General features: G+C 71.8%; 21 protein-coding genes. 16 read left to right on the forward strand and 5 right to left on the reverse strand.

Annotation, left to right across the window (positions count from 1 at the left end; genetic code table 11):
• Positions 1-28: 28 nt before the first annotated feature.
• The 5 genes from ACFY0P_RS16310 to ACFY0P_RS16330 all read left to right on the forward strand — a co-directional run bounded on the left by ACFY0P_RS16310 (position 29) and on the right by ACFY0P_RS16330 (position 3,284).
• Positions 29-529, forward strand: a complete 501-nt coding sequence (locus ACFY0P_RS16310) for a DUF5949 family protein (protein WP_388912510.1) — start codon at positions 29-31, stop codon at positions 527-529.
• Entirely contained in the window at positions 529-1,113 is a 585-nt protein-coding gene (locus ACFY0P_RS16315; RefSeq protein WP_388912513.1) for a vitamin K epoxide reductase family protein, read from the forward strand. The genes ACFY0P_RS16310 and ACFY0P_RS16315 overlap by 1 nt, the downstream gene beginning before the upstream one ends.
• A 185-nt stretch (positions 1,114-1,298) precedes the next feature.
• Positions 1,299-1,814, forward strand: coding sequence for a hypothetical protein (locus ACFY0P_RS16320; RefSeq protein WP_388912515.1), 516 nt, complete (start codon positions 1,299-1,301; stop codon positions 1,812-1,814).
• A gap of 125 nt (positions 1,815-1,939) precedes the next feature.
• Positions 1,940-2,434 (forward strand): tyrosinase cofactor, encoded by a 495-nt coding sequence (locus ACFY0P_RS16325; RefSeq protein ID WP_388912518.1) that lies wholly within the window; start codon positions 1,940-1,942, stop codon positions 2,432-2,434.
• Positions 2,418-3,284, forward strand: a complete 867-nt coding sequence (locus ACFY0P_RS16330; RefSeq protein ID WP_388912520.1) for a tyrosinase family protein — start codon at positions 2,418-2,420, stop codon at positions 3,282-3,284. Before ACFY0P_RS16325 ends, ACFY0P_RS16330 begins: the two co-directional genes overlap by 17 nt.
• 63 nt (positions 3,285-3,347) lie before the next feature.
• On the opposite strand, the gene ACFY0P_RS16335 is transcribed toward ACFY0P_RS16330, so the two are convergent.
• The 4 genes from ACFY0P_RS16335 to ACFY0P_RS16350 form a co-directional block, all read right to left on the reverse strand.
• Positions 3,348-3,632 carry a chaplin gene (locus tag ACFY0P_RS16335; protein WP_388912523.1) on the reverse strand — a complete coding sequence of 95 codons (285 nt, stop codon included), beginning with the start codon at positions 3,630-3,632 and terminating at the stop codon, positions 3,348-3,350.
• A gap of 104 nt (positions 3,633-3,736) precedes the next feature.
• Positions 3,737-4,726 carry a D-2-hydroxyacid dehydrogenase family protein gene (locus ACFY0P_RS16340; protein ID WP_388912526.1) on the reverse strand — a complete coding sequence of 330 codons (990 nt, stop codon included), beginning with the start codon at positions 4,724-4,726 and terminating at the stop codon, positions 3,737-3,739.
• Positions 4,727-4,980: 254 nt separating this feature from the next.
• Entirely contained in the window at positions 4,981-5,910 is a 930-nt protein-coding gene (locus tag ACFY0P_RS16345) for an NAD-dependent epimerase/dehydratase family protein (protein ID WP_388912528.1), read from the reverse strand.
• A 27-nt stretch (positions 5,911-5,937) separates the two neighbouring features.
• Positions 5,938-6,894: a ScbA/BarX family gamma-butyrolactone biosynthesis protein gene (locus tag ACFY0P_RS16350; protein ID WP_388912531.1), complete on the reverse strand. Its 957-nt coding sequence runs from the start codon at positions 6,892-6,894 to the stop codon at positions 5,938-5,940.
• Between the two features lie 465 nt (positions 6,895-7,359).
• Between ACFY0P_RS16350 and ACFY0P_RS16355 the strand changes: the two genes are divergently transcribed.
• Both ACFY0P_RS16355 and ACFY0P_RS16360 read left to right on the forward strand, forming a co-directional pair.
• Positions 7,360-8,169 (forward strand): response regulator transcription factor, encoded by an 810-nt coding sequence (locus tag ACFY0P_RS16355; RefSeq protein ID WP_388912534.1) that lies wholly within the window; start codon positions 7,360-7,362, stop codon positions 8,167-8,169.
• 156 nt (positions 8,170-8,325) lie between these two features.
• Complete coding sequence (locus tag ACFY0P_RS16360; protein ID WP_388912537.1) at positions 8,326-8,934, forward strand: ScbR family autoregulator-binding transcription factor; 609 nt, start codon at positions 8,326-8,328, stop codon at positions 8,932-8,934.
• An 11-nt stretch (positions 8,935-8,945) separates the two neighbouring features.
• Here the strand turns inward: ACFY0P_RS16360 and ACFY0P_RS16365 are convergent, their stop codons facing one another.
• Positions 8,946-9,530, reverse strand: a complete 585-nt coding sequence (locus ACFY0P_RS16365; protein ID WP_388912540.1) for a TetR family transcriptional regulator — start codon at positions 9,528-9,530, stop codon at positions 8,946-8,948.
• Positions 9,531-9,929: 399 nt separating this feature from the next.
• Here ACFY0P_RS16365 and ACFY0P_RS16370 point away from each other — a divergent pair, with 399 nt between their 5' ends.
• The 9 genes from ACFY0P_RS16370 (at position 9,930) to ACFY0P_RS16410 (ending at position 17,493) form a co-directional block, all read left to right on the forward strand.
• Positions 9,930-10,559 (forward strand): OvmZ protein, encoded by a 630-nt coding sequence (locus tag ACFY0P_RS16370; RefSeq protein WP_388912543.1) that lies wholly within the window; start codon positions 9,930-9,932, stop codon positions 10,557-10,559.
• The gene (locus ACFY0P_RS16375) at positions 10,556-10,771 is read left to right on the forward strand and encodes a hypothetical protein (RefSeq protein WP_388912546.1); all 216 of its coding nucleotides are present in this window, start codon (positions 10,556-10,558) and stop codon (positions 10,769-10,771) included. The genes ACFY0P_RS16370 and ACFY0P_RS16375 overlap by 4 nt, the downstream gene beginning before the upstream one ends.
• A gap of 376 nt (positions 10,772-11,147) precedes the next feature.
• A complete protein-coding gene (locus ACFY0P_RS16380; protein ID WP_256215980.1) occupies positions 11,148-11,519 on the forward strand; it encodes a dehydrogenase in 372 nt (123 codons plus the stop codon).
• Positions 11,516-12,529, forward strand: a complete 1,014-nt coding sequence (locus ACFY0P_RS16385) for an ester cyclase (protein ID WP_388912549.1) — start codon at positions 11,516-11,518, stop codon at positions 12,527-12,529. Before ACFY0P_RS16380 ends, ACFY0P_RS16385 begins: the two co-directional genes overlap by 4 nt.
• 101 nt (positions 12,530-12,630) lie before the next feature.
• Positions 12,631-13,041, forward strand: a complete 411-nt coding sequence (locus tag ACFY0P_RS16390; RefSeq protein WP_388912552.1) for a nitroreductase family deazaflavin-dependent oxidoreductase — start codon at positions 12,631-12,633, stop codon at positions 13,039-13,041.
• On the forward strand, positions 13,038-13,628 hold the full coding sequence (locus ACFY0P_RS16395) for an NADPH-dependent FMN reductase (RefSeq protein ID WP_388912555.1): 591 nt from the start codon (positions 13,038-13,040) through the stop codon (positions 13,626-13,628). The genes ACFY0P_RS16390 and ACFY0P_RS16395 overlap by 4 nt, the downstream gene beginning before the upstream one ends.
• Positions 13,629-13,842: 214 nt before the next feature.
• Entirely contained in the window at positions 13,843-15,147 is a 1,305-nt protein-coding gene (locus ACFY0P_RS16400) for a cation:proton antiporter (RefSeq protein WP_388912558.1), read from the forward strand.
• A gap of 156 nt (positions 15,148-15,303) precedes the next feature.
• On the forward strand, positions 15,304-15,963 hold the full coding sequence (locus ACFY0P_RS16405; protein ID WP_388912561.1) for a hemerythrin domain-containing protein: 660 nt from the start codon (positions 15,304-15,306) through the stop codon (positions 15,961-15,963).
• 60 nt (positions 15,964-16,023) lie between these two features.
• Positions 16,024-17,493, forward strand: coding sequence for an MFS transporter (locus ACFY0P_RS16410; RefSeq protein ID WP_388912564.1), 1,470 nt, complete (start codon positions 16,024-16,026; stop codon positions 17,491-17,493).
• Positions 17,494-17,584: the final 91 nt, after the last annotated feature.

Consider the following 17,584-nt stretch of genomic DNA (forward strand, 5'->3'; position numbering starts at 1 on the left):
TCCCACGGCCCGTCGATAGGGTCGCGCGGTGACCTCAACCCCAAGCGAAACCCGCCCGTTCCGCCTCGCCGACCTCGGCACGCTCGTCGTGCTGGCCTGGAGCGGCGAGGCCCCCGACGGCAGCGACATGCCCTATCTGCTGGCCTACTCCCTCGGTGACGCCGAGAGCGGCCCCGAGGCCACCGCGACGGCGATCGAGACGCTGCTGGAGAACAACGGACTGCCGGTCGGCGGCGACCTCGTCGACGGCACCGCCCGGCCCAGCCTGCCCGTCACCCTGCTCGTCGAGGCCGGCCAGGCCGTCCTCAGCCTGGCCCCGCTCAACGCCCAGTGCCCCGCGCCCGCGGAGTGGCTCGCCGCGGTCGGCGAACGCGGCTACGCCTACCTGGTGTTCACCACCCGCCCGTGGCCCGAGGGCGAGCCCGGCAAGCCCGTCACCCCCGAGGCGCTGAAGGACTTCGCCGGGGCCGAGGAGACCCTGACGGCCGCCGCGCACGTCGTGCTGCCGGCTCGCAGCCTGCGCGGCTGATGGTCAGGACCGCGGGCGCCCGGCGGGGGTTCGCGCTGCTGACGGTGGTCGCGGGGGCGGCCGGACTGCTGGCCTCCTGGGTCATCACCCTCGACAAGTTCAAGCTGCTGGAGAACCCGCGCTTCGTGCCCGGGTGCAGCCTCAACCCGGTGGTGTCCTGCGGCAGCGTGATGAAGAGCGCCCAGGCCTCGGCGTTCGGGTTCCCCAACCCGATGCTGGGCCTGGTGTCCTACCCCGTCGTGATCTGCGTCGGCGTGAGCCTGCTGGCCGGCGCCCGCTTCCCCGCCTGGTACTGGCTGGCCTTCGACGCCGGCTGTGCGTTCGGCATCGGGTTCGTGTCCTGGCTCCAGTTCGAGTCGCTGTACCGGATCAACGCGCTGTGCCTGTGGTGCTGCCTGGCATGGGTCGCCACCATCGTCCTGTTCTGGTACGTCACCTCCTTCGCCGTACGCCACCGGTTCCTGCCCGCGCCGCGGTGGCTGCGGGAGTTCCTCGGCGAGTTCACCTGGGTGCTGCCGCTGCTGCACACCGGGGTCGTCGGCATGCTGATCCTGACCCGCTGGTGGGATTTCTGGACCAGCTGAACAACCGAAGAAAGGGACAGCGGAATTCGGGAGAAGCGGATTACCGATGAGCTGATTGATGACCAGTGGATTGGTGAACAGCGGACTAATGCTGCACCCGGGCGAATTGTGAACTGATGCCGATTCCGGCTCGTTACCCGGTACGGACGTCGCTCCTCTCGCATCCCGAAAGGCCCGTACCTGACATGAAGCCGACCACCCGAGGAACCCTTGCCGTCGTCGTCGCGGGCGTCGCCGTCGCCCTGGGCGCCGCCGCCACGCCCGCCGTCGCGGCCGGCGGGGTCCCCGTCCCCGTACCCCTGGACGGCGTGGAGAAGTCCCTCGGCATCCAGATGCCCAAGCTCGGCATGGAGCTGCCGCTGCTGATCCCCGGCGTCCCCGAGGGACCGCGCTACGTCGAGGGCCGGCTCATCCCGGAGGGGGCGCTGCCGCAGGTGCCGATGAACGGCCAACTGCCCGGCGTCGGCCTCAGCGTGCCGCTCCCGCGCGTCCTCGGCGCCGGCTTCGACCGGGTCGGCGTCGACATCCCCGCCTCCGACCTGCGCACCCTCACCCCCGGCCTGGCGCTGGACGCCCCCCTCAGCGCGCCCGACCCGCAGCACTACGGCCTGCCGCACCTGAAGATGCCCGAGGTCGGGGTGCTCGCCCCGGTCCTGCAGACGGTCGTCGGCGGCGACCTGGGTGCCGGACCCGGCAAGTAACCTCCCTCGCGGTACCCCCCCTTCCGGCCCGTTCCCGCGCCGGACGGCAGCACGGTGGTGACCGGGCGGCCCCTCGGACGGTTACCGGTACCGACAGTGGTCGGTGAACCGTACGAGGAGTGAGCATGGTCGTCGGAGTCGGTGGTGTGGCGGTGGGCGCGGAGCCGGGAGCCGGGCAGCCGGGCAGAGCCGGGGCGGGCAGACGGACACGGCGCGAGGTGACGCGCGGGCTGTTCGCCTCCGTGGTCGCGCTGGTGTTCGCCCCCGTCGTCGCGGCCTCCCGCCCGGCGCCCCCGGCGGACGGGCCGGCGGGCACCTCCTTCGACGAGACCTACCGGGGCCGCCGGATCCGGGGCGCCCTCGTACCGGCGGCCGAGCGGGCCGTCGACGACGGCGAGTGGCAGGTCACCGTGGACGGCCGGCCGCTGCACCTGATGCGGCGGGCCGACGGCAGCTGGCTCAGCATGGTCGACCACTACAGCTCGTACCCGACCCCGCTGGCGGCGACCCGGGCGGCCGTCGACGAGATGGGGCCGGGGCAGCGGCTGCGCGATCCGGCGCCGGGCCCGGCGGGCGGGGGACACATGCACATGGGGGGAGACCATGGCGTACGTGCGTAAGGACGTCAGCAGGCTGACGGCCGCCGAGCGGGGGCGGCTCGTGAAGGCGTTCCTGGAGGTCAAACGGCGGGGCGAGTACGACGAGTTCGTGCGGACGCACATCGATTACTACACCCCCGACGGCGAGGACGGACTGCGCGCCGCCCATATGGCGCCCTCCTTCCTGCCCTGGCACCGCCGCTTCCTGCTCGACCTGGAACGGGCCCTGCGCCGGGTGGACGGATCGGTGACGGTGCCGTACTGGGACTGGACGAGGGACCGTTCGGCGTCCGGCGTGCCGTGGACGAAGGACCTGCTCGGCGGGAACGGCCGGGCCCGCGACCAGCAGGTGATGACCGGTCCTTTCGCCTATGCGGCGGGGCACTGGACGATCAGGGAGGGCATCACCGACGGCGAGTTCCTCGCCCGGGACCTGGGCCGGGCCCGCGACCCGATCGAGCTGCCCACCAGGGCCGAACTCGACCGGGCGGTGGCCGACCCCGCCTACGACGTCCCGCCCTGGGACTCGACGGCCACCCGGGGTTTCCGCAACCGGCTGGAGGGCTGGGGGACCGGCAGCGGCAAGGCCTCCTGGCACAACCACAACCGGGTGCATCGCTGGGTCGGCGGCGCGATGCTCGGCGGCGCCTCCGTCAACGACCCCGTCTTCTGGTTCCACCACGCCTTCCTCGACCTCCAGTGGCAGCGGTGGCAGGCCCGGCACCGCGGGCAGCGCTACCTGCCGGCACAGGCGCCGGGCCCCGGCGACCCGCAGCACGAACGGATCGTCGCCCGGGGCGAGAAGCTGCCGCCGTGGGACGTCACCCCCGAGTCGCTGGAGGACGTGAGCCGGATCTACCGGTACGCCTGAGGCGCCCCGGACACGGGAGGAGCCCCGGCGCCCAGGGCGCCGGGGCTCCTCCGCAGCGGTGGCTCAGGAGCCGTAGCCGCCGTTCTTGCTGTCGCCGCTCTTGAGGTGACCCTCGGTGACGCAGGTGCCGGCGAACGCGGGGTTCAGCAGACCGACGACGTCGACGGTGTCGCCGCACAGGTTCACCGGGATGTTGACCGGAACCTCGATGGCGTTGCCGGACAGCACGCCGGGCGAGCTGGCGGCCTCGGCGTTGGCACCCGCGTCGGCCAGGGCCAGGCCGGCCCCGCCGATCACCACAGCGCCGGTGCCGAGGGCTACCACGGCGGCCTTCGCGATGCGAGACATCACGTTCTCCTTCTTGTTGCTCGGGGAGTGCGGCGGCAGGACCAGCCGCCGCACTCCCCGTTCAACGCCCCGACCTGCGGCTGGTCACGCCGATCAGCGGACGATCACTCCAAGGGCCGGACTCGGGACACCCCCTGAGGCAGCCGCCGTACCGGGGCGCCCGCCAGGAAGGCCCGGATGTTCTCCACGGCCTGGCCGTAGTACGTCGTGTAGTTGGCGTAGGAGACGTATCCGAGGTGCGGGGTGGCCAGCAGCCGGGGCGCGGTGCGCATCGGGTGGCCGGCGGGCAGCGGTTCGATGTCGAAGACGTCGACACCGGCGCCCGCGATCCGGCCCTCGTGCAGCGCGGCGAGCAGCGCGTCCTGGTCCACGACGGCCGCGCGGGAGGTGTTGACGAGGTAGGCGGTGGGCTTGAGGAGGGCGAGTTCGGCGGCGCCGAGCAGCCCTCGGGTACGGTCGCCGAGCGCCAGGTGGACCGAGACGAAGTCGCTGGTCGCGAGCAGGTCCTCCTTGCTCGGCGCGAGGTCGGCGCCGACCTCCTCGGCACGCTCTTTCGTCAGGTTCTGACTCCAGGCGCTGACCCGCATCCCGAAGGCGAGCCCGACCCGCGCGACCCTGCTGCCGATCTTCCCGAGCCCGAGCAGCCCGAGCCGGCGCCCGTGCAGGTCGGCGCCGACGGTGGACTGCCAGGGCCCGCCGCCGCGCAGCGCCGTGCTCTCCTGGACCACTCCCCGGGCCAGCCCCAGCAGCAGCGCCCAGGTCAGCTCGACCGGCGGGGCCGGGGAACTCTCCGTACCGCACACCGTGATCCCGTGCGCCTCGGCGGCCGCGTAGTCGATGACGCTGTTGCGCATCCCGGAGGCGATCAGGAGACGGAGCCGGGGCAGCCGCCCGAGCAGCGACCCGGGAAAGGCGACGCGCTCGCGCAGGGTGACGACGATGTCGAAGTCGACGAGAGCCGCGACGAGTTCGTCCTCGTCCTCGAGATGCTCCCGCAGCGAGAACACCTCGACCCGACCGGAGAGGGAGGCCCAGTCCCCGAACTCCCCGCCCACCCCTTGAAAGTCGTCGAGTAGAGCACAGCGAAGAACCATTACTGCACAGTACCGGCCACTCGACGCGCCCCTTCAGGGGCGCGGGGCCCCGTCGATATGCGGCTACCGCCGCGTGGGCGCGACCAGCCACGGCCCACCCCCACCCGCCCGACAACCCGGCCAGGCACCCCGGTGGCGCACGGCACCCCGCCGCACAAAAAACGCCGCCCGCGATCAGGGCGGCGACGCCATAGGGGTCCGGTGGGTGGGGCCACCGGACCCGGTACCGGGCGCAGCGGGTGCCGGGCGGAACGTCAGTTCGTCGCGAGGATCGAGCGGTACCACTGTTCGGCCCGGCCGAACCACGTGGCGAACCCCCCGCCCGGACACTGACCGAGATCCGACCAGAGGGCGTCGGCCGCGAAGAAGTGGTCCGTCGTGAGGATGTCGAGCGTGCCCGGCGCGACCCCCTTGGCCGCGAGGATCGCCTTGGCTCCCCCGACGGTGAGATGGTCACGCGGCCAGTCGATCCCCGCGCAGTCGGCGACCGCACGCAGCGCGCTGCCCACGGTGACCGGCGCCGGATCCGCGGCGTGGTACACCCGCGAGGTCAGCACCCCGTCCGGGGCCAGTGCGGTCGCGACCAGCAGCCGGGCCAGGTCCGGCGCACCGATGACCGACGCCCGGGACAGCCAGCCGGCCACCACTCCCGGCAGGGCCCGCAGCAGCCGTGCCAGGTTCGGACCGACCCACATGTCCCCCACCCCGAAGACCAGATGGGGCCGGAGCACCACACCGCCGGCCGCGAGGACCGCGTCCTCCGCCGCCGCGCGGGTGCGGGAGGTGACGGAGCCCGGGTTGCGGGTGAGCTCCTCGGGCCGGTGCCCGCGGAAGGTGCCCCGGCCGTACACCGAGGCCGTGCTGAGCTGGACGATCCGGCGCACTCCGGCCCGTCGTGCCTCGGCGACCAGCGCCGCCGTGCCACGCGCGTTGACCGCTTCGTTGGCCGCCGCGCTGCCGCCGATCTGCGCCGCGCAGTGCAGGAGTACGTCGACTCCGTCGCACACCCCGCGCAGCGAGCCGGGGTCGGTGAGATCGGCGTGCACGGTCCGCGCCCCGGAACAGGACCGCGGCAGGGACCGGCGGTGGCTCATGAGCCTGAGGTCGGCCCGCCTGCGCTGTGCCTCGCGCGTCACGTGGGCCCCGACGAACCCGGACGCGCCGGTGATGAGAAGGATGGGCACGGGGACTCTCCCGGGGAGCGGTCGGGGTCAGCGGACACGGGGCCGCAGGACGAGTTCGGCGGTGAAGACCGTCTCCTGCCGCTGGCTGCCGCTCACCCGCACCAGCAGGTCGCCGGAGCCGCCGTACGGTTCGGGGTCGGCCGTGATCCAGCAGGGCGCGTCCAGTTCGGCGTACCGCAGGAACTCGCTGCGCATGCCGAGCAGCAGGGCGCAGGGTGCCGCGGTGCGGGCGTGCGCGGCCTGCCGGGCGGCCTCCAGGAGGAACATGCCGGGTATGTGGTCGACCGGGTGGTCGAAGTAGGTCGGGTGCGCGGTGTCGACCCGCAGTTCCCACCTGCCGTACGTGCCGGGCGTGGGTTCGCACAGGACGACGTGCCGGGCGGTGGCGTGACCCACGGCGGCCGGGTCGAGGGCCGGCGGCGGGGTGCGGTCGGTGGTGGTGGGGCGTTCTCCGCGCATGCGCCGGTACACCTCCGGGCTCATGCAGCGGAACGCGGCCGAGGCGGTGGCGCGGGCCCCGTTCGCCCGGACCACGGTGACGTCGTAGCGCATCTCCCGGAGCCGGCCCGCGCGGCGGACCACGTCCCGGCAGACCGCGTGCATCTCGACGTCGGTGGGGACCGCGTCCGTGACGAGCAGGTCGGGCTCGGCGGTCATGGTCATGTCAGACATGAGGAACTGGTGGCCGAACGGCACGTCGAACTCGGCGTGGGCGAGCAGGGATCCGATCTGGCGGATCGACTCGATCAGCAGCATCGGGTCCTGGTATCCGCCGTCGGGGGCGAACAGCGCGTGGCTGCGCGGCCATTGGGCCCGGACGACGAAGCCGTCGAAGCCTTCGGCGCCCGGGGACTCGTCGCGCTCCCAGCCGGTGAGCAGGACTTCGGAGACCGCCGCGCGGTGGACGTACTCACGCGGCACAGTGGTGGTCAGTCCGGGAAGCAGCGGCTTCGGGGCGATGGCCCGGTCGGTGAGGTGCGGCATGTGCAGCGCTCCTGTGTCGGTGTGACGGAAAGGAGGGGGCAACAGGCCGTACGTCGGCTGTCACCCCCCGTGGCCGACGTTCTGCACCACAAGATACAGACAGGTCGGTCCGGTTCTGCAAGGGGCGGAGCGATTTCTTGGGCGAGTCGGGGGGCTCTGAAGGCTTGCCATCGATGTCAGCCGACCGTTATGTCGGTATTGCAACCGTGAAACGTGCAAGGTTGTATGGTTCGCCGGAAGCGCATGGTCCTTGGCCAAGTCTTTCCGTGAGGTGACTTAACGGAGTCTTGCCTCCCACTTGTCCGGTATTCCGACGAAATTGCAGCTCACGGTGGGGGTGGCAAAGGGCGGTCGAGGCGCCGCGCCCTCCGACCTTGGCGGTTGACAATCAGACAAGTCTGTTTGGTACGGTCTGGTGGTGAACCCGCAGTCCGAGATGACGTGGATGTGCCTCAGGGGGAGCAGATGAACCGCCAGTACGCGGACCTCGTGGCGCCGTCGCCGCGGCGCCACCGCTCGCACGGCCCGCTCGTCCCGGCCGGTCACTCGGCCGGACATCCGGCCCGCCCGGCCCCCGGGTACGGCGTGCCCCGGGCGGGAGCGCTGAACGTCCTGGTCGTCGAGAACGACCCACGGGCCGCCGACCCCCTCCTGCAGGGGCTGGCCCGGCACGGCTACGCCACCCGCGGCGCGACCACCGGCGCCCAGGCGCTGCGCGGCCACCGCGAGGCCGACCTGGTCCTGCTCGACCTCGACCTGCCCGACCTCGACGGCCTCGAGGTGTGCCGGGGCATCCGGGCGGTCAGCGACCTGCCGATCATCGCCGTCACCGCGCGCGGCTCGGAGCTCGACTGCGTGCTCTGCCTGCAGGCGGGTTCGGACGACTACCTCGTCAAGCCGTACGGCTTCCGGGAGTTGCTGGCCCGGATGGAGGCCGTGCTGCGCCGGGTGCGGGTGCAGCCGGCCGACCAGCCGGCCACCGGCCGGGGCGTCACCCACGGGCCGCTGCGCATCGACCCGGGCGCCCGCACGGCCACCCTGGACGGCCAGCCGCTCGACCTGACCCGCAAGGAGTTCGACCTCCTGCACCTGCTGGCCTCGCAGCCCGGCACGGTGATCACGCGCCGCCAGATCATGGCCCAGGTGTGGGACGACGCGTGGTCGCCGCGCGGCCGCACGGTCGACACCCATGTGGGCACCCTGCGCGGCAAACTGGGCTCCAGTGCCTGGATCGTCACCGTCCGCGGGGTCGGTTTCCGGATCGGCAGCCCGTAGCCCCTCGCGTGTTCTCCGAGGTCATGCCCGGTTCCGGCGTACGTCCCGGGAACCGCTTCCTGACAACTCCCGCCGCGGTACTGACCGTGGGCCGTCTGTGCGGCTTACGATACAGACCAGTCTGTTGAATTCAGTGGGAGAGCGTAAGGATCTGGCATGGCTCAGCAGGAACGCGGCAAGCGGTCACGGCGGTCGATCCTGGAGGCGGCTGCCCAGGTCTTCGACGAGCGCGGCTACGACGCCGCCAGCACCAACGAGATCCTGGCCCGCACCGGCCTCACCCGGGGGTCCCTCTATCACCACTTCCCCTCCAAGGAAGCCATCGCGCTGGCCCTGGTGCAGGCCCACGCCGAGGCCCTGCAAGTGCCCGAACGGCCGGTCAGGCTGCAGTCGGTGATCGACCTGACCCTGGAGTTCGCCCGGCGCCTGCAGCACGACGCGGTACTGCGCGCGAGCGTGCGGCTGACGACGGAGCAGACGTCGTTCGACTGCCCGCCGCAGACCACCTACGAACAGTCCATGGACACCATTCTGGCGCTGCTCCAGGAGGCCGAGAAGCGGGACGAGATCCTGCCCGGGGTGGACGTGCGCGAGGTGGCCTCGCTGATCGTCGGCTCCTTCACCGGCCTGCAGATCATGTCCCAGGCCTACACCGGCCGCGCGGACCTGCCCGAACGAACCAGCGTCCTCTGGAAGTTCCTGCTGCCCGGACTCGCCACGCCGGGCCTGGTCGGGCGACTGCGCACGACGCCGCCCGAGGAGTGACCGGCCCGCTCTCAGATCCTGCGCTCGCCGCCCCGGCCCGGCGGCCGGTCCCGGTCGAACAGCGGGCGCAGCAGCCGCCACAGGCGCTGGGTGATGTCGCCGTCCCACCAGCTCGGGTCGGTGTGCCCGAGGGTCTCGATGCCCGCGGCCACCACCACCGCCAGGTCGGCGAGGTCCTCGGCCGGCTCCTCGGACTCCTTCTGCGCCTCCGTGACCCGCTCGTGGACGGCGGCGAGCAGGTCGTCGCGGAGCCGGGGCGGTCCGGCCGAGCCGTCCGCGGCCAGCTGCATGCCCGCCCGGACGACCTTCTCGGTGCGCATGGCCTCGCCGAGCGCGAACAGAAAGCGTTTGGGCGCGTCCGCCGCCGGGCCTGCGAAGGCCTCCTCGGTCAGCGCCTCCACCCGTGCTCTCGCCTCCTCGTACACGGCCGCGGTCAGCGCGGCGGTGGAGGAGAAGTGGTGGTAGAGCGCCCCCCGGCTGACCCCCGCCCGGCGGCAGATGTTGACCAGTCCCGCGTCGGACAGCCGACCGTCCGCGATGAGCTCGGCGGTGGCATGGACGAGAGCCTGACGCGTGTGCTCGGATCGCGCCTGCATCAGGTCGTACCTGCCTTCCCTGCCAACAGTGTGCCTGGTACATGCACTGCCTGCGGGCACCGGTGCCAATGGTGGTAAGAATCATACAACCATGCCTGTTTCGTGGGAGGGGCCCGGTGGGGGTCTACCTCCTCATGATCTGCACAGGACCTCAACTTGCCTGGCAGTAGGGGGTGTTGTCTGGAAACATGCGTGACAAGCGAAGGTTCGGATTGATCCTCAATCAGACAGGTCTGTTTGTAACAGAGCTCGGATCCGGCCACTTGACACAGGTTTGACACTCCGCTGACAGAGCTGCGGAGGATTGTGGGAAGCCTGAACCGCCGTGCGTTGAAGCGGCCGCCGGCCCCCGTGAGACTGGACGCAGTTCCACACGGACCGAGGATTCGGGGGATCCGAATGGAAGAGCCGGAGCGACTCACGGACGACCACGTCAGCCGCGACTGCCGCAGGCGCTGCGGCCGGATCTGCGTCCGCTGCCTGGACCGGATCGACGGCGGACTGCGCGCCCTGCTCGACCTGTACCGGGAGAGCGACCAGGCGCTGGTGCCCGGGGCGCCGGTGCTGCGCGAGCGGGTGAGCGGCAGCCGCGCCACCGTCGGCATCGTGCTCGACGAACGGGCGCTGGCGCTGCGGGCCCGGGCGACCGAGGTCATGGCGTTGTGGGCGCGGCTCGTCGTGGACGAGCGCGCCGGCGCCCGGCCCGCGGGCCGCGGGGTGGCCGCGCTGGTCGGGTTCCTGCGCGGGCAGCTGCCCTGGTTCGCCGGGCACCCGGCGGGCGCCGACCTCGACGAGGAACTCGCCGAACTCCTCACCGACTTCCGCCACCTGCTCGGCCCGGGCCCGGTACGCCGGTTCGCCCTCGGCGCGTGCACCCGGCCGGAGTGCGCCGGGACGCTCTACGGCGTCCTGCCGGCGGACGGCGGCGACCGGGTGCCGGACCAGGTCACCTGCGACGCCGGCCACGCGCTGCCGCCGCGCCAGTGGCTGCTGGTCGCGAGCCGGATACGGGAGGCGGTGACGACATGACGGACCCGAACCGTCCGGGCGGGCCGGCGAGCGGAGCGGCGAAGCCGCGTACGGTCCCGACGGAGCTGGCGGCCCTCGCGATGGGCGTCACCCAGGCGACCATCCGCAAATGGGCCAGCCGCGGCAAACTCACCCGGCACGGCGGCCCGCGACGAGCCGAGTACGACCTCGACGAACTCTTCGCACTGGCGCGCCGGGACGAGACCGAATAGGCGGCGCTTCCTGCAACCGCAGTGAATTCGAGTAACCCTGCACTGCCGTACGGAATTCACCGACCACCACCCCGCAAGAAAACCGGATCCGTGCGGGGATCCGGTACGAAGCAGCCCCCGCGGCCGTCCCCCTGCCGCGGGGGCTTCTTCGATTACCCGCCTGATCGTCAACTCGCTTCATTTAAAGGGAAGTTGACGCAACCGAACAGAGGTGTCACACTCTTTTCGGCGCCCCCATGTCCTGACGGCGGTGGCGCTTCTCCCGGGCTTCTGCTTTTCGCGCCCGCGGCATCCTTCTCGAAATCCGAATCCGTGTCCCCGCCGGGGGTGCGGATTTCTTGTTTTCCCTCCGCCCCGACTTGAGGAAGTGTGGTCGATGCCTGTTTCCACCTGGACACCCGTCGGTCAATGGACGGGTACGGTCACGCACGACGGCGAGGTGGACGAGTACACCGTCGCCTTCGCCCCGGACGGCTCGCTCTCGGTCACCACGCGCAAGAGCACCGGCACCGGCGCCTGGACCGTCACCGGCGACGACTCGCTGGAGTTCTCCCTGCGCGAGGACTTCAACCTCGACGTCACCCAGATCAGCCCCAACGGCCACCGGGCCGCGTACATCCAGATCGACATCACCGCGCGGCACGACGGCGACGCGCTCACCGGCGAGGGCAAGGCCGTCGTGCACGGCCCCGACGACGTCGTGATCTACGCGACGGACGCCCGGACCGAAGCGCGCCGGGTGTCATGACGGCCGAAGTCGCCCGGCTCACCGACGTGCTGAGCCTGCGGGACCTGGCCGGGCGCTATCTGGCCGGCCTCGACGAAGGCGGCTTCGACGAGACCTGGGCGAGGTCCCTGTTCACCGAGGACATCGAGATGACGTTCCCGGTCGGCAGCCACCAGGGCCTCGCCGGGGTGTCCGGCTTCACCACCGAGATCATGGCGCGCTGGGGCCGTACCCACCACCACGGCTCGGAGACCCAGGTCGACGTCGACGGCGACCGGGCCGAGCTGAGCTGGAGCCTGATCGCCTCCCACGTGCACCACGGCTCGCCGCTGCCGCCGGACCCCACCCAGTACTTCCAGCTCGGCGGCCGGTTCAGCGGCACGGCCCGGCGCACCCCCGGCGGCTGGCGCTTCGACCGGCTGCGGCTGCGGATCGTGTGGACCACCGGCGCCGTGCCCAGGGGAGTGACCCAGGTCGACCGACAGACCCTCGACATCCGGGGGAACACGCCCACTTCAGCAGAGGAGAACGCACCCATGCCGACCACGCTCACCGCGGACCAGCAGAAGGAACTGATCGAGAAGGTCTTCCACGAGGGCCTGGACCTCGGCGACCTGTCGGCCGCCGACCGCTACCTCACCGCCGACTTCCGCAACCACGGCAGCCACGACGACTCCATGCGCGGCCCGGAGGCGTTCAAGCACACCATCCGGATCCAGCAGTCCGCGTTCAGCGACATCAAGTACGAGATCCTCGACTTCATATCGATGGGCGACAAGGCCGCGATCCGCTGGGTCATGCACGGCCGGCACACCGGCCCGTTCATCGGCATCCAGCCGACCGGGCTGCAGGTGCAGCACCAGGCGATCATCTGGTTCCGCTTCGAGGGCGACCGGATCGCCGAGCGCTGGGGCATCGTCGACAACTTCGCGTTGGAGCGCTTCCTCAAGTCCGGCGGCAAGCCGGCCGGCCCGCTGACCCCGGCCGGCGGTCCGGCCGGCGGTCCGGGTGCGGGCAAGCCCGCGGCCTGATCCGCCGCCCCGGCCGCGCCCGGCCCCCGCTGACGGCGGCGGGGGCCGGGCGCCGCACTTCACCAGCACCCAAGGACCCGACGGAGCAAGGGACTTGAGACATGCCGATCGACAGGAAAGTCGCCCGCTTCAACCGGCGGTTCGCCAACCATCTCGTCGGGCCGCTGTTCAGCCGGCTGCCCGGTTTCGGGAAGGTGCACCACCGCGGCCGTAAGTCGGGGCGCGAGTTCGCCACGCCCGTCAAGCTGTTCCGGCGCGGCGCGGACATCGTCATCACTCTGCCGTACGGGCCCGGTTCCGACTGGGTCAAGAACGTACTGGCGGCGGGCGGTTGCGAGATCACCACGCGGGGCCGCCGGATCCAGGTCACCGGGCCGGTGGTCTTCACCGACGACGGTACGACGAAGATGCCCGCCCTGACCCGGCGGATCCTCTCCCGGGTCGAGGCCACCGAGTTCCTCGCGCTGACGCCGGTGCCGGAACCGGCGCGGGTGCGGGCGGGCCGGTCGTGACCGCCGCCGGCCTGGTCACCCGGCCGGTCCGGGTGGCGCTGCTGGTCGGCTCCGCCCGCGACGGGCGGCTCGCCCCGGACGTCGCGGGCTGGTTCGCGCGGGTCGCCGCCCGCCGCGACGACCTGGTCCTGGACGTCGTCGACGTCGCCGAGCACCTGTTGCCGGCGAGCCTCGACGAGGCCGACCCGCGGGCCGCGGCGCTGCGGCCCCGGCTGGGCGGGGCCGAGGCGTTCGTGGTCGTCGTACCGGAGTACAACCGCAGCGTTCCGGGGCCGCTGAAGACCCTCATCGACAGTTTCCAGACCGAGTGGGAGGCCAAGCCGGTCGGCTTCGTCGGCTACGGCCTCGGCATGGCCGGCGGGGTGCGCGCGATCGAGCATCTGCGGCAGATCTTCGCCGAGTTCCACTGCGTGGGGATGAAGGACGTCGTCACGTTCCCGCGGGTGCTGGAGCACTACGACGCGGAGGGCCGCTTCGCGGCCGATGCCGACGGGGCCGAGGCCGCGGCCAAGCTGATGCTGGACCAGCTCACATGGTGGGCGACGGCACTGCGCGACGCCAAGGCCGCGCGTCCCTACGGCGCTTGAAAGCGCCGCCCGCAACAGCGCCCCGTAAGGGGCGCGGGGAACGGCGCGACCAGCCACATCGGACCTGTGGCCGGTCCACCACGGATCGCGGCACTTCCTGCGCACCGCCGTGCCCCGCGTGGATGTCGAGCGACCGCGGCGCCGTCGTGGCTGATCGCGCAGTTCCCCGCGCCCCCAAAGAAAGACAAGGCCCCCTCTTTCACAGGAGAACGCGATGGCAGCCGCCGCCCCCGATCCGCTCACCCCTCTTCTCGTCGCCGTGCCCGTGGTGATCCTCGCCTGCAGGGCCGGCGCCCAGTTGCTCAAACGGCTGGGGCAACCCCCGGTCGTCGGCGAGATACTCGTCGGCATCCTGTTCGGCCCGTCCCTGCTGGGCTGGGTCTGGCCCGGCGGCCAGGCGTGGCTGTTCCCGCAGTCGGCACTGCCGTACATCGGCGTGCTCGGGAACATCGGCCTGCTCGTGTTCATGTTCCTCGTCGGACTCGAGCTCGACCTGAAGTCCCTGCGCGGCAACAGCAGAACGGCCGTCGCCGTGTCCCAGGCCGGGATCGCGCTGCCGCTCCTGCTGGGCACGCTGCTGGCCCTCGGCATGTACGGCGACTTCGCGCCGCCCGGCACCGGGAGGCTGCCGTTCGTGCTGTTCATCGCGGTGTCGATGAGCATCACCGCGTTCCCGGTGCTGGCCCGCATCCTCACCGACCGGGGCCTGTACCGGACCCGGGTCGGCGCGCTCGCCATGGCCAGCGCGGCCGTGGACGACGTCAGCGCCTGGTGCCTGCTGGCCGCGGTGGTGGCGGTGACGAAGAGCAGCTCGCCCCTGGAGGCCCTGACCACCGTCGGGTACGCGCTCGTCTTCACCGCCGTGATGTTCCTCGTCGTACGGCCGCTGCTGGCCAGGTGGGCCGGGCGGGCGGAACGGCGGTACGCCGACGGTGTCGTGCTGGTCGTGCTGTTCAGCGGGCTGAGCCTGGCCGCGTACACCACCGACCGGATCGGGGTGCACGCGCTGTTCGGGGCGTTCCTGTTCGGGGTGGTCACCCCGCGCGGCAGCCGGCGGATCGAGGTCACCGCGGCCCGGACGCGGGCCTTCGCCGTGCCGGTGCTGCTGCCGCTGTTCTTCGTCGGCACCGGGCTGAAGACGGACATCGGGCTGCTGGGCGGCAGCGGCACCCAGTGGCTGTGGGCGGTGGCCGTGCTCGCGGTCGCGGTGGTCGGCAAGTGGGGCGGCGGCACGCTCGCGGCCCGGCTCTCCGGCCGGGACTGGCGCGACTCCATGTCGCTGGGCGCGCTGATGAACTGCCGCGGCCTGACCGAGCTGATCGTGCTCAACATCGGGCTCGGACTCGGTGTCATCGGACCCGAGCTGTTCACGGTCCTGGTGCTGATGGCGCTGCTCACCACGGCCATGACCACCCCTGCGCTGACCCGGATCCGCAGGGGGATCGAGGAGGAGCCCGGGCGGGAACCGGCCGGAATCGGCCAGGACGAGCCCGCCCTGGAGATCGCGAGAACCCGCTGACCTGCGCCTACGGGCGCGGCAGTGGCGTCAGCCACCGACCGGCGAACAGTTCAGGCCCTGATGGTTGGCAGATTGCTAGTTGGAAGCTTGATAGATAAGTTGGTTGACGATACTCTCGCAGTACGACGACGCAGTGAGGCAGTGAGGGAGAGAACGATGAGCCAGGACTTCAAGAACCTCGACATGACGATGATGTTCGCGATCCACGACGCGCTCCGCCGCGAGCTGGAGCGGATCGCCCGGATCACCGCGCGGGTCGACGAGGACCCCCGGCACGTACTGAGCACCGCGGTCGGCTGGGAGCTGTTCAAGAAGTTCCTGACCATCCACCACACCTCCGAGGACGTGCGGATCTGGCCGGTCATGGAGGCGGCCCTGGCCGGCCAGGGCTCCGAACTGGCCCTGCTCGCCGACATGGAGGCCGAGCACGGCGTCATCGACCCGCTGCTCGCCGACATCGACGCCGCCCTCGCCGACCGCGACTCGGGCCTGGAGCGCCTGACCGGCCTGACCGACACCCTCTACACCAAGCTCAGTGCCCACCTCGACCACGAGGAGCGGGACGCCCTGGAGCTGATGGACATCACGCTCACCCAGCAGCAGTGGCAGGACTTCTCCGCCGAACAGCGCACCCGCGTCGGCGACGACTCCGCCCGCTACCTGCCCTGGATGCTCGACGACATCGACGCCGCGAAGGTCGCGAACATCCTCGGCAAGATGCCCGAACCGCTGCGCAACGCCTACGAGAACGACTGGCGCAAGGCCTACGACGACCTCGCCATCTGGACCCCGAAGACCGCCACCACCACCCACTGACCGGACCCCGAGGGTTCCGCTCGGCACCCCCCAACCCTGAGACAGACACGGAGACCTCCCATGTCGCTGCAAGACCGCACTCAGGCCGTCCCCAAGGCCGCGGCCCCGCCGCAGCAGGACGGCAAACTCGGACTGGCGTTACTCGTGATCGCCGCGGCCCAGCTCATGCTCGTCCTCGACAACACGATCGTCGCCGTCGCCCTGCCCAGCATGCAGAGCGCCCTCGGGCTCAGCGAGTCCGGCCTCGGCTGGATCGTCACCGCCTACGCCCTGGCCTTCGGCGGTCTGCTGCTGGCCGGCGGCCGCGCCGGTGACCTCTTCGGCCGCCGCCGGGTCTTCCGCACCGGACTGGTCCTGTTCACCGCCGCCTCGCTGCTCGGCGGCCTCGCCCAGAGCGGCGAACTGCTCATCGCCGCCCGCGTGATCCAGGGCGCGGGCGCCGCCATCGCCGCCCCCACCGCGCTGTCCCTGCTCGCCACCACCTTCCCGGCCGGTCCCGCCCGCAACAAGGCGCTCGGTGTCTACGGCGCGATGGGCGGCCTCGGTTCGGTCGTCGGCCTGCTGCTCGGCGGCGCGCTCACCGAGTACCTGAGCTGGCGCTGGGTGATGTTCGTGAACATCCCGATCGCCCTGGCCGTCCTGTTCGGCACCGGCGTCCTCGTCGAGGGCGAGCGCGAGCGCGGCAAGGTCGACGTGCCCGGCGCGCTCACCGCCACCCTGGGCTTCGGCTCGCTCGTCTACGCCATCAACCGCGCCGGCGACAAGGGCTTCGGCGACAGTGTCACCCTGATCGGGCTGGGCGCCGCGCTCGTCCTGATCCTCGCCTTCGTCCTGATCCAGCGCGCGAGCAAGGCGCCGATGATCCCGCGCGGGGTGCTCGCCGACAAGAGCCGCGTCGGCGCCAACCTGATCATGTTCCTGGTCGGCGCGGGCATGCTCGCCACCTTCTACTTCCTGACCCTCTACATGCAGCTCGTCAAGGGCTACGCCCCGATGGTCACCGGCGTCGCCTACCTGCCCTTCGCCCTCGGCATGGGCATCGCGGCCGGCGGCGTCGGCCCCCAGCTGCTCGCCAAGCTGCCCGAGCGCAACGTGATCGCCCTCGGTCTGCTGATCGGCACCGCCGGCATGGTCTGGTTCAGCCTCATCGAGCCCGGCCAGACCCCGTGGGCCGCGCTGCTGCCGGCCCAGCTGGTCGCCGGCCTCGGCCTCGGCATGGTCTTCGTGGCCGTCACCATCGTCAGCGTCCGCGGGGTCGCCCCGCAGGCCACCGGCGCCGCCTCCGGCCTGGTCAACACCGCCCAGCAGATCGGCGGCGCCATCGGCCTCGCCGCCCTCGCCGCGGCGGCCACCGCCATCACCAACCACGAGCTGCCGGGCAGCCTCCCGCACGCCCTCACCACCGGCTACTCGTACGGGTTCCTGCTCGGCGGCGGCTTCTACCTGCTGGCCCTGATCGTGGCCCTGGCCACCCTCCCGGGCACCCGCCCCCAGCAGCAGGACGCCGAGCACCCGCCCGTCGCCCTGTGACCGACCCCGGCGGCCCCGCCCTGTCCACTCCGGGCGGGGCCGCCGGTTCCCCGGTGCCGGTCCCGGCACCGGTCGGAGGGCCGTCGATATA

Origin of the sequence: Streptomyces sp. NPDC001714, from assembly GCF_042892755.1 — a bacterium.
Taxonomy (GTDB): domain Bacteria; phylum Actinomycetota; class Actinomycetes; order Streptomycetales; family Streptomycetaceae; genus Streptomyces.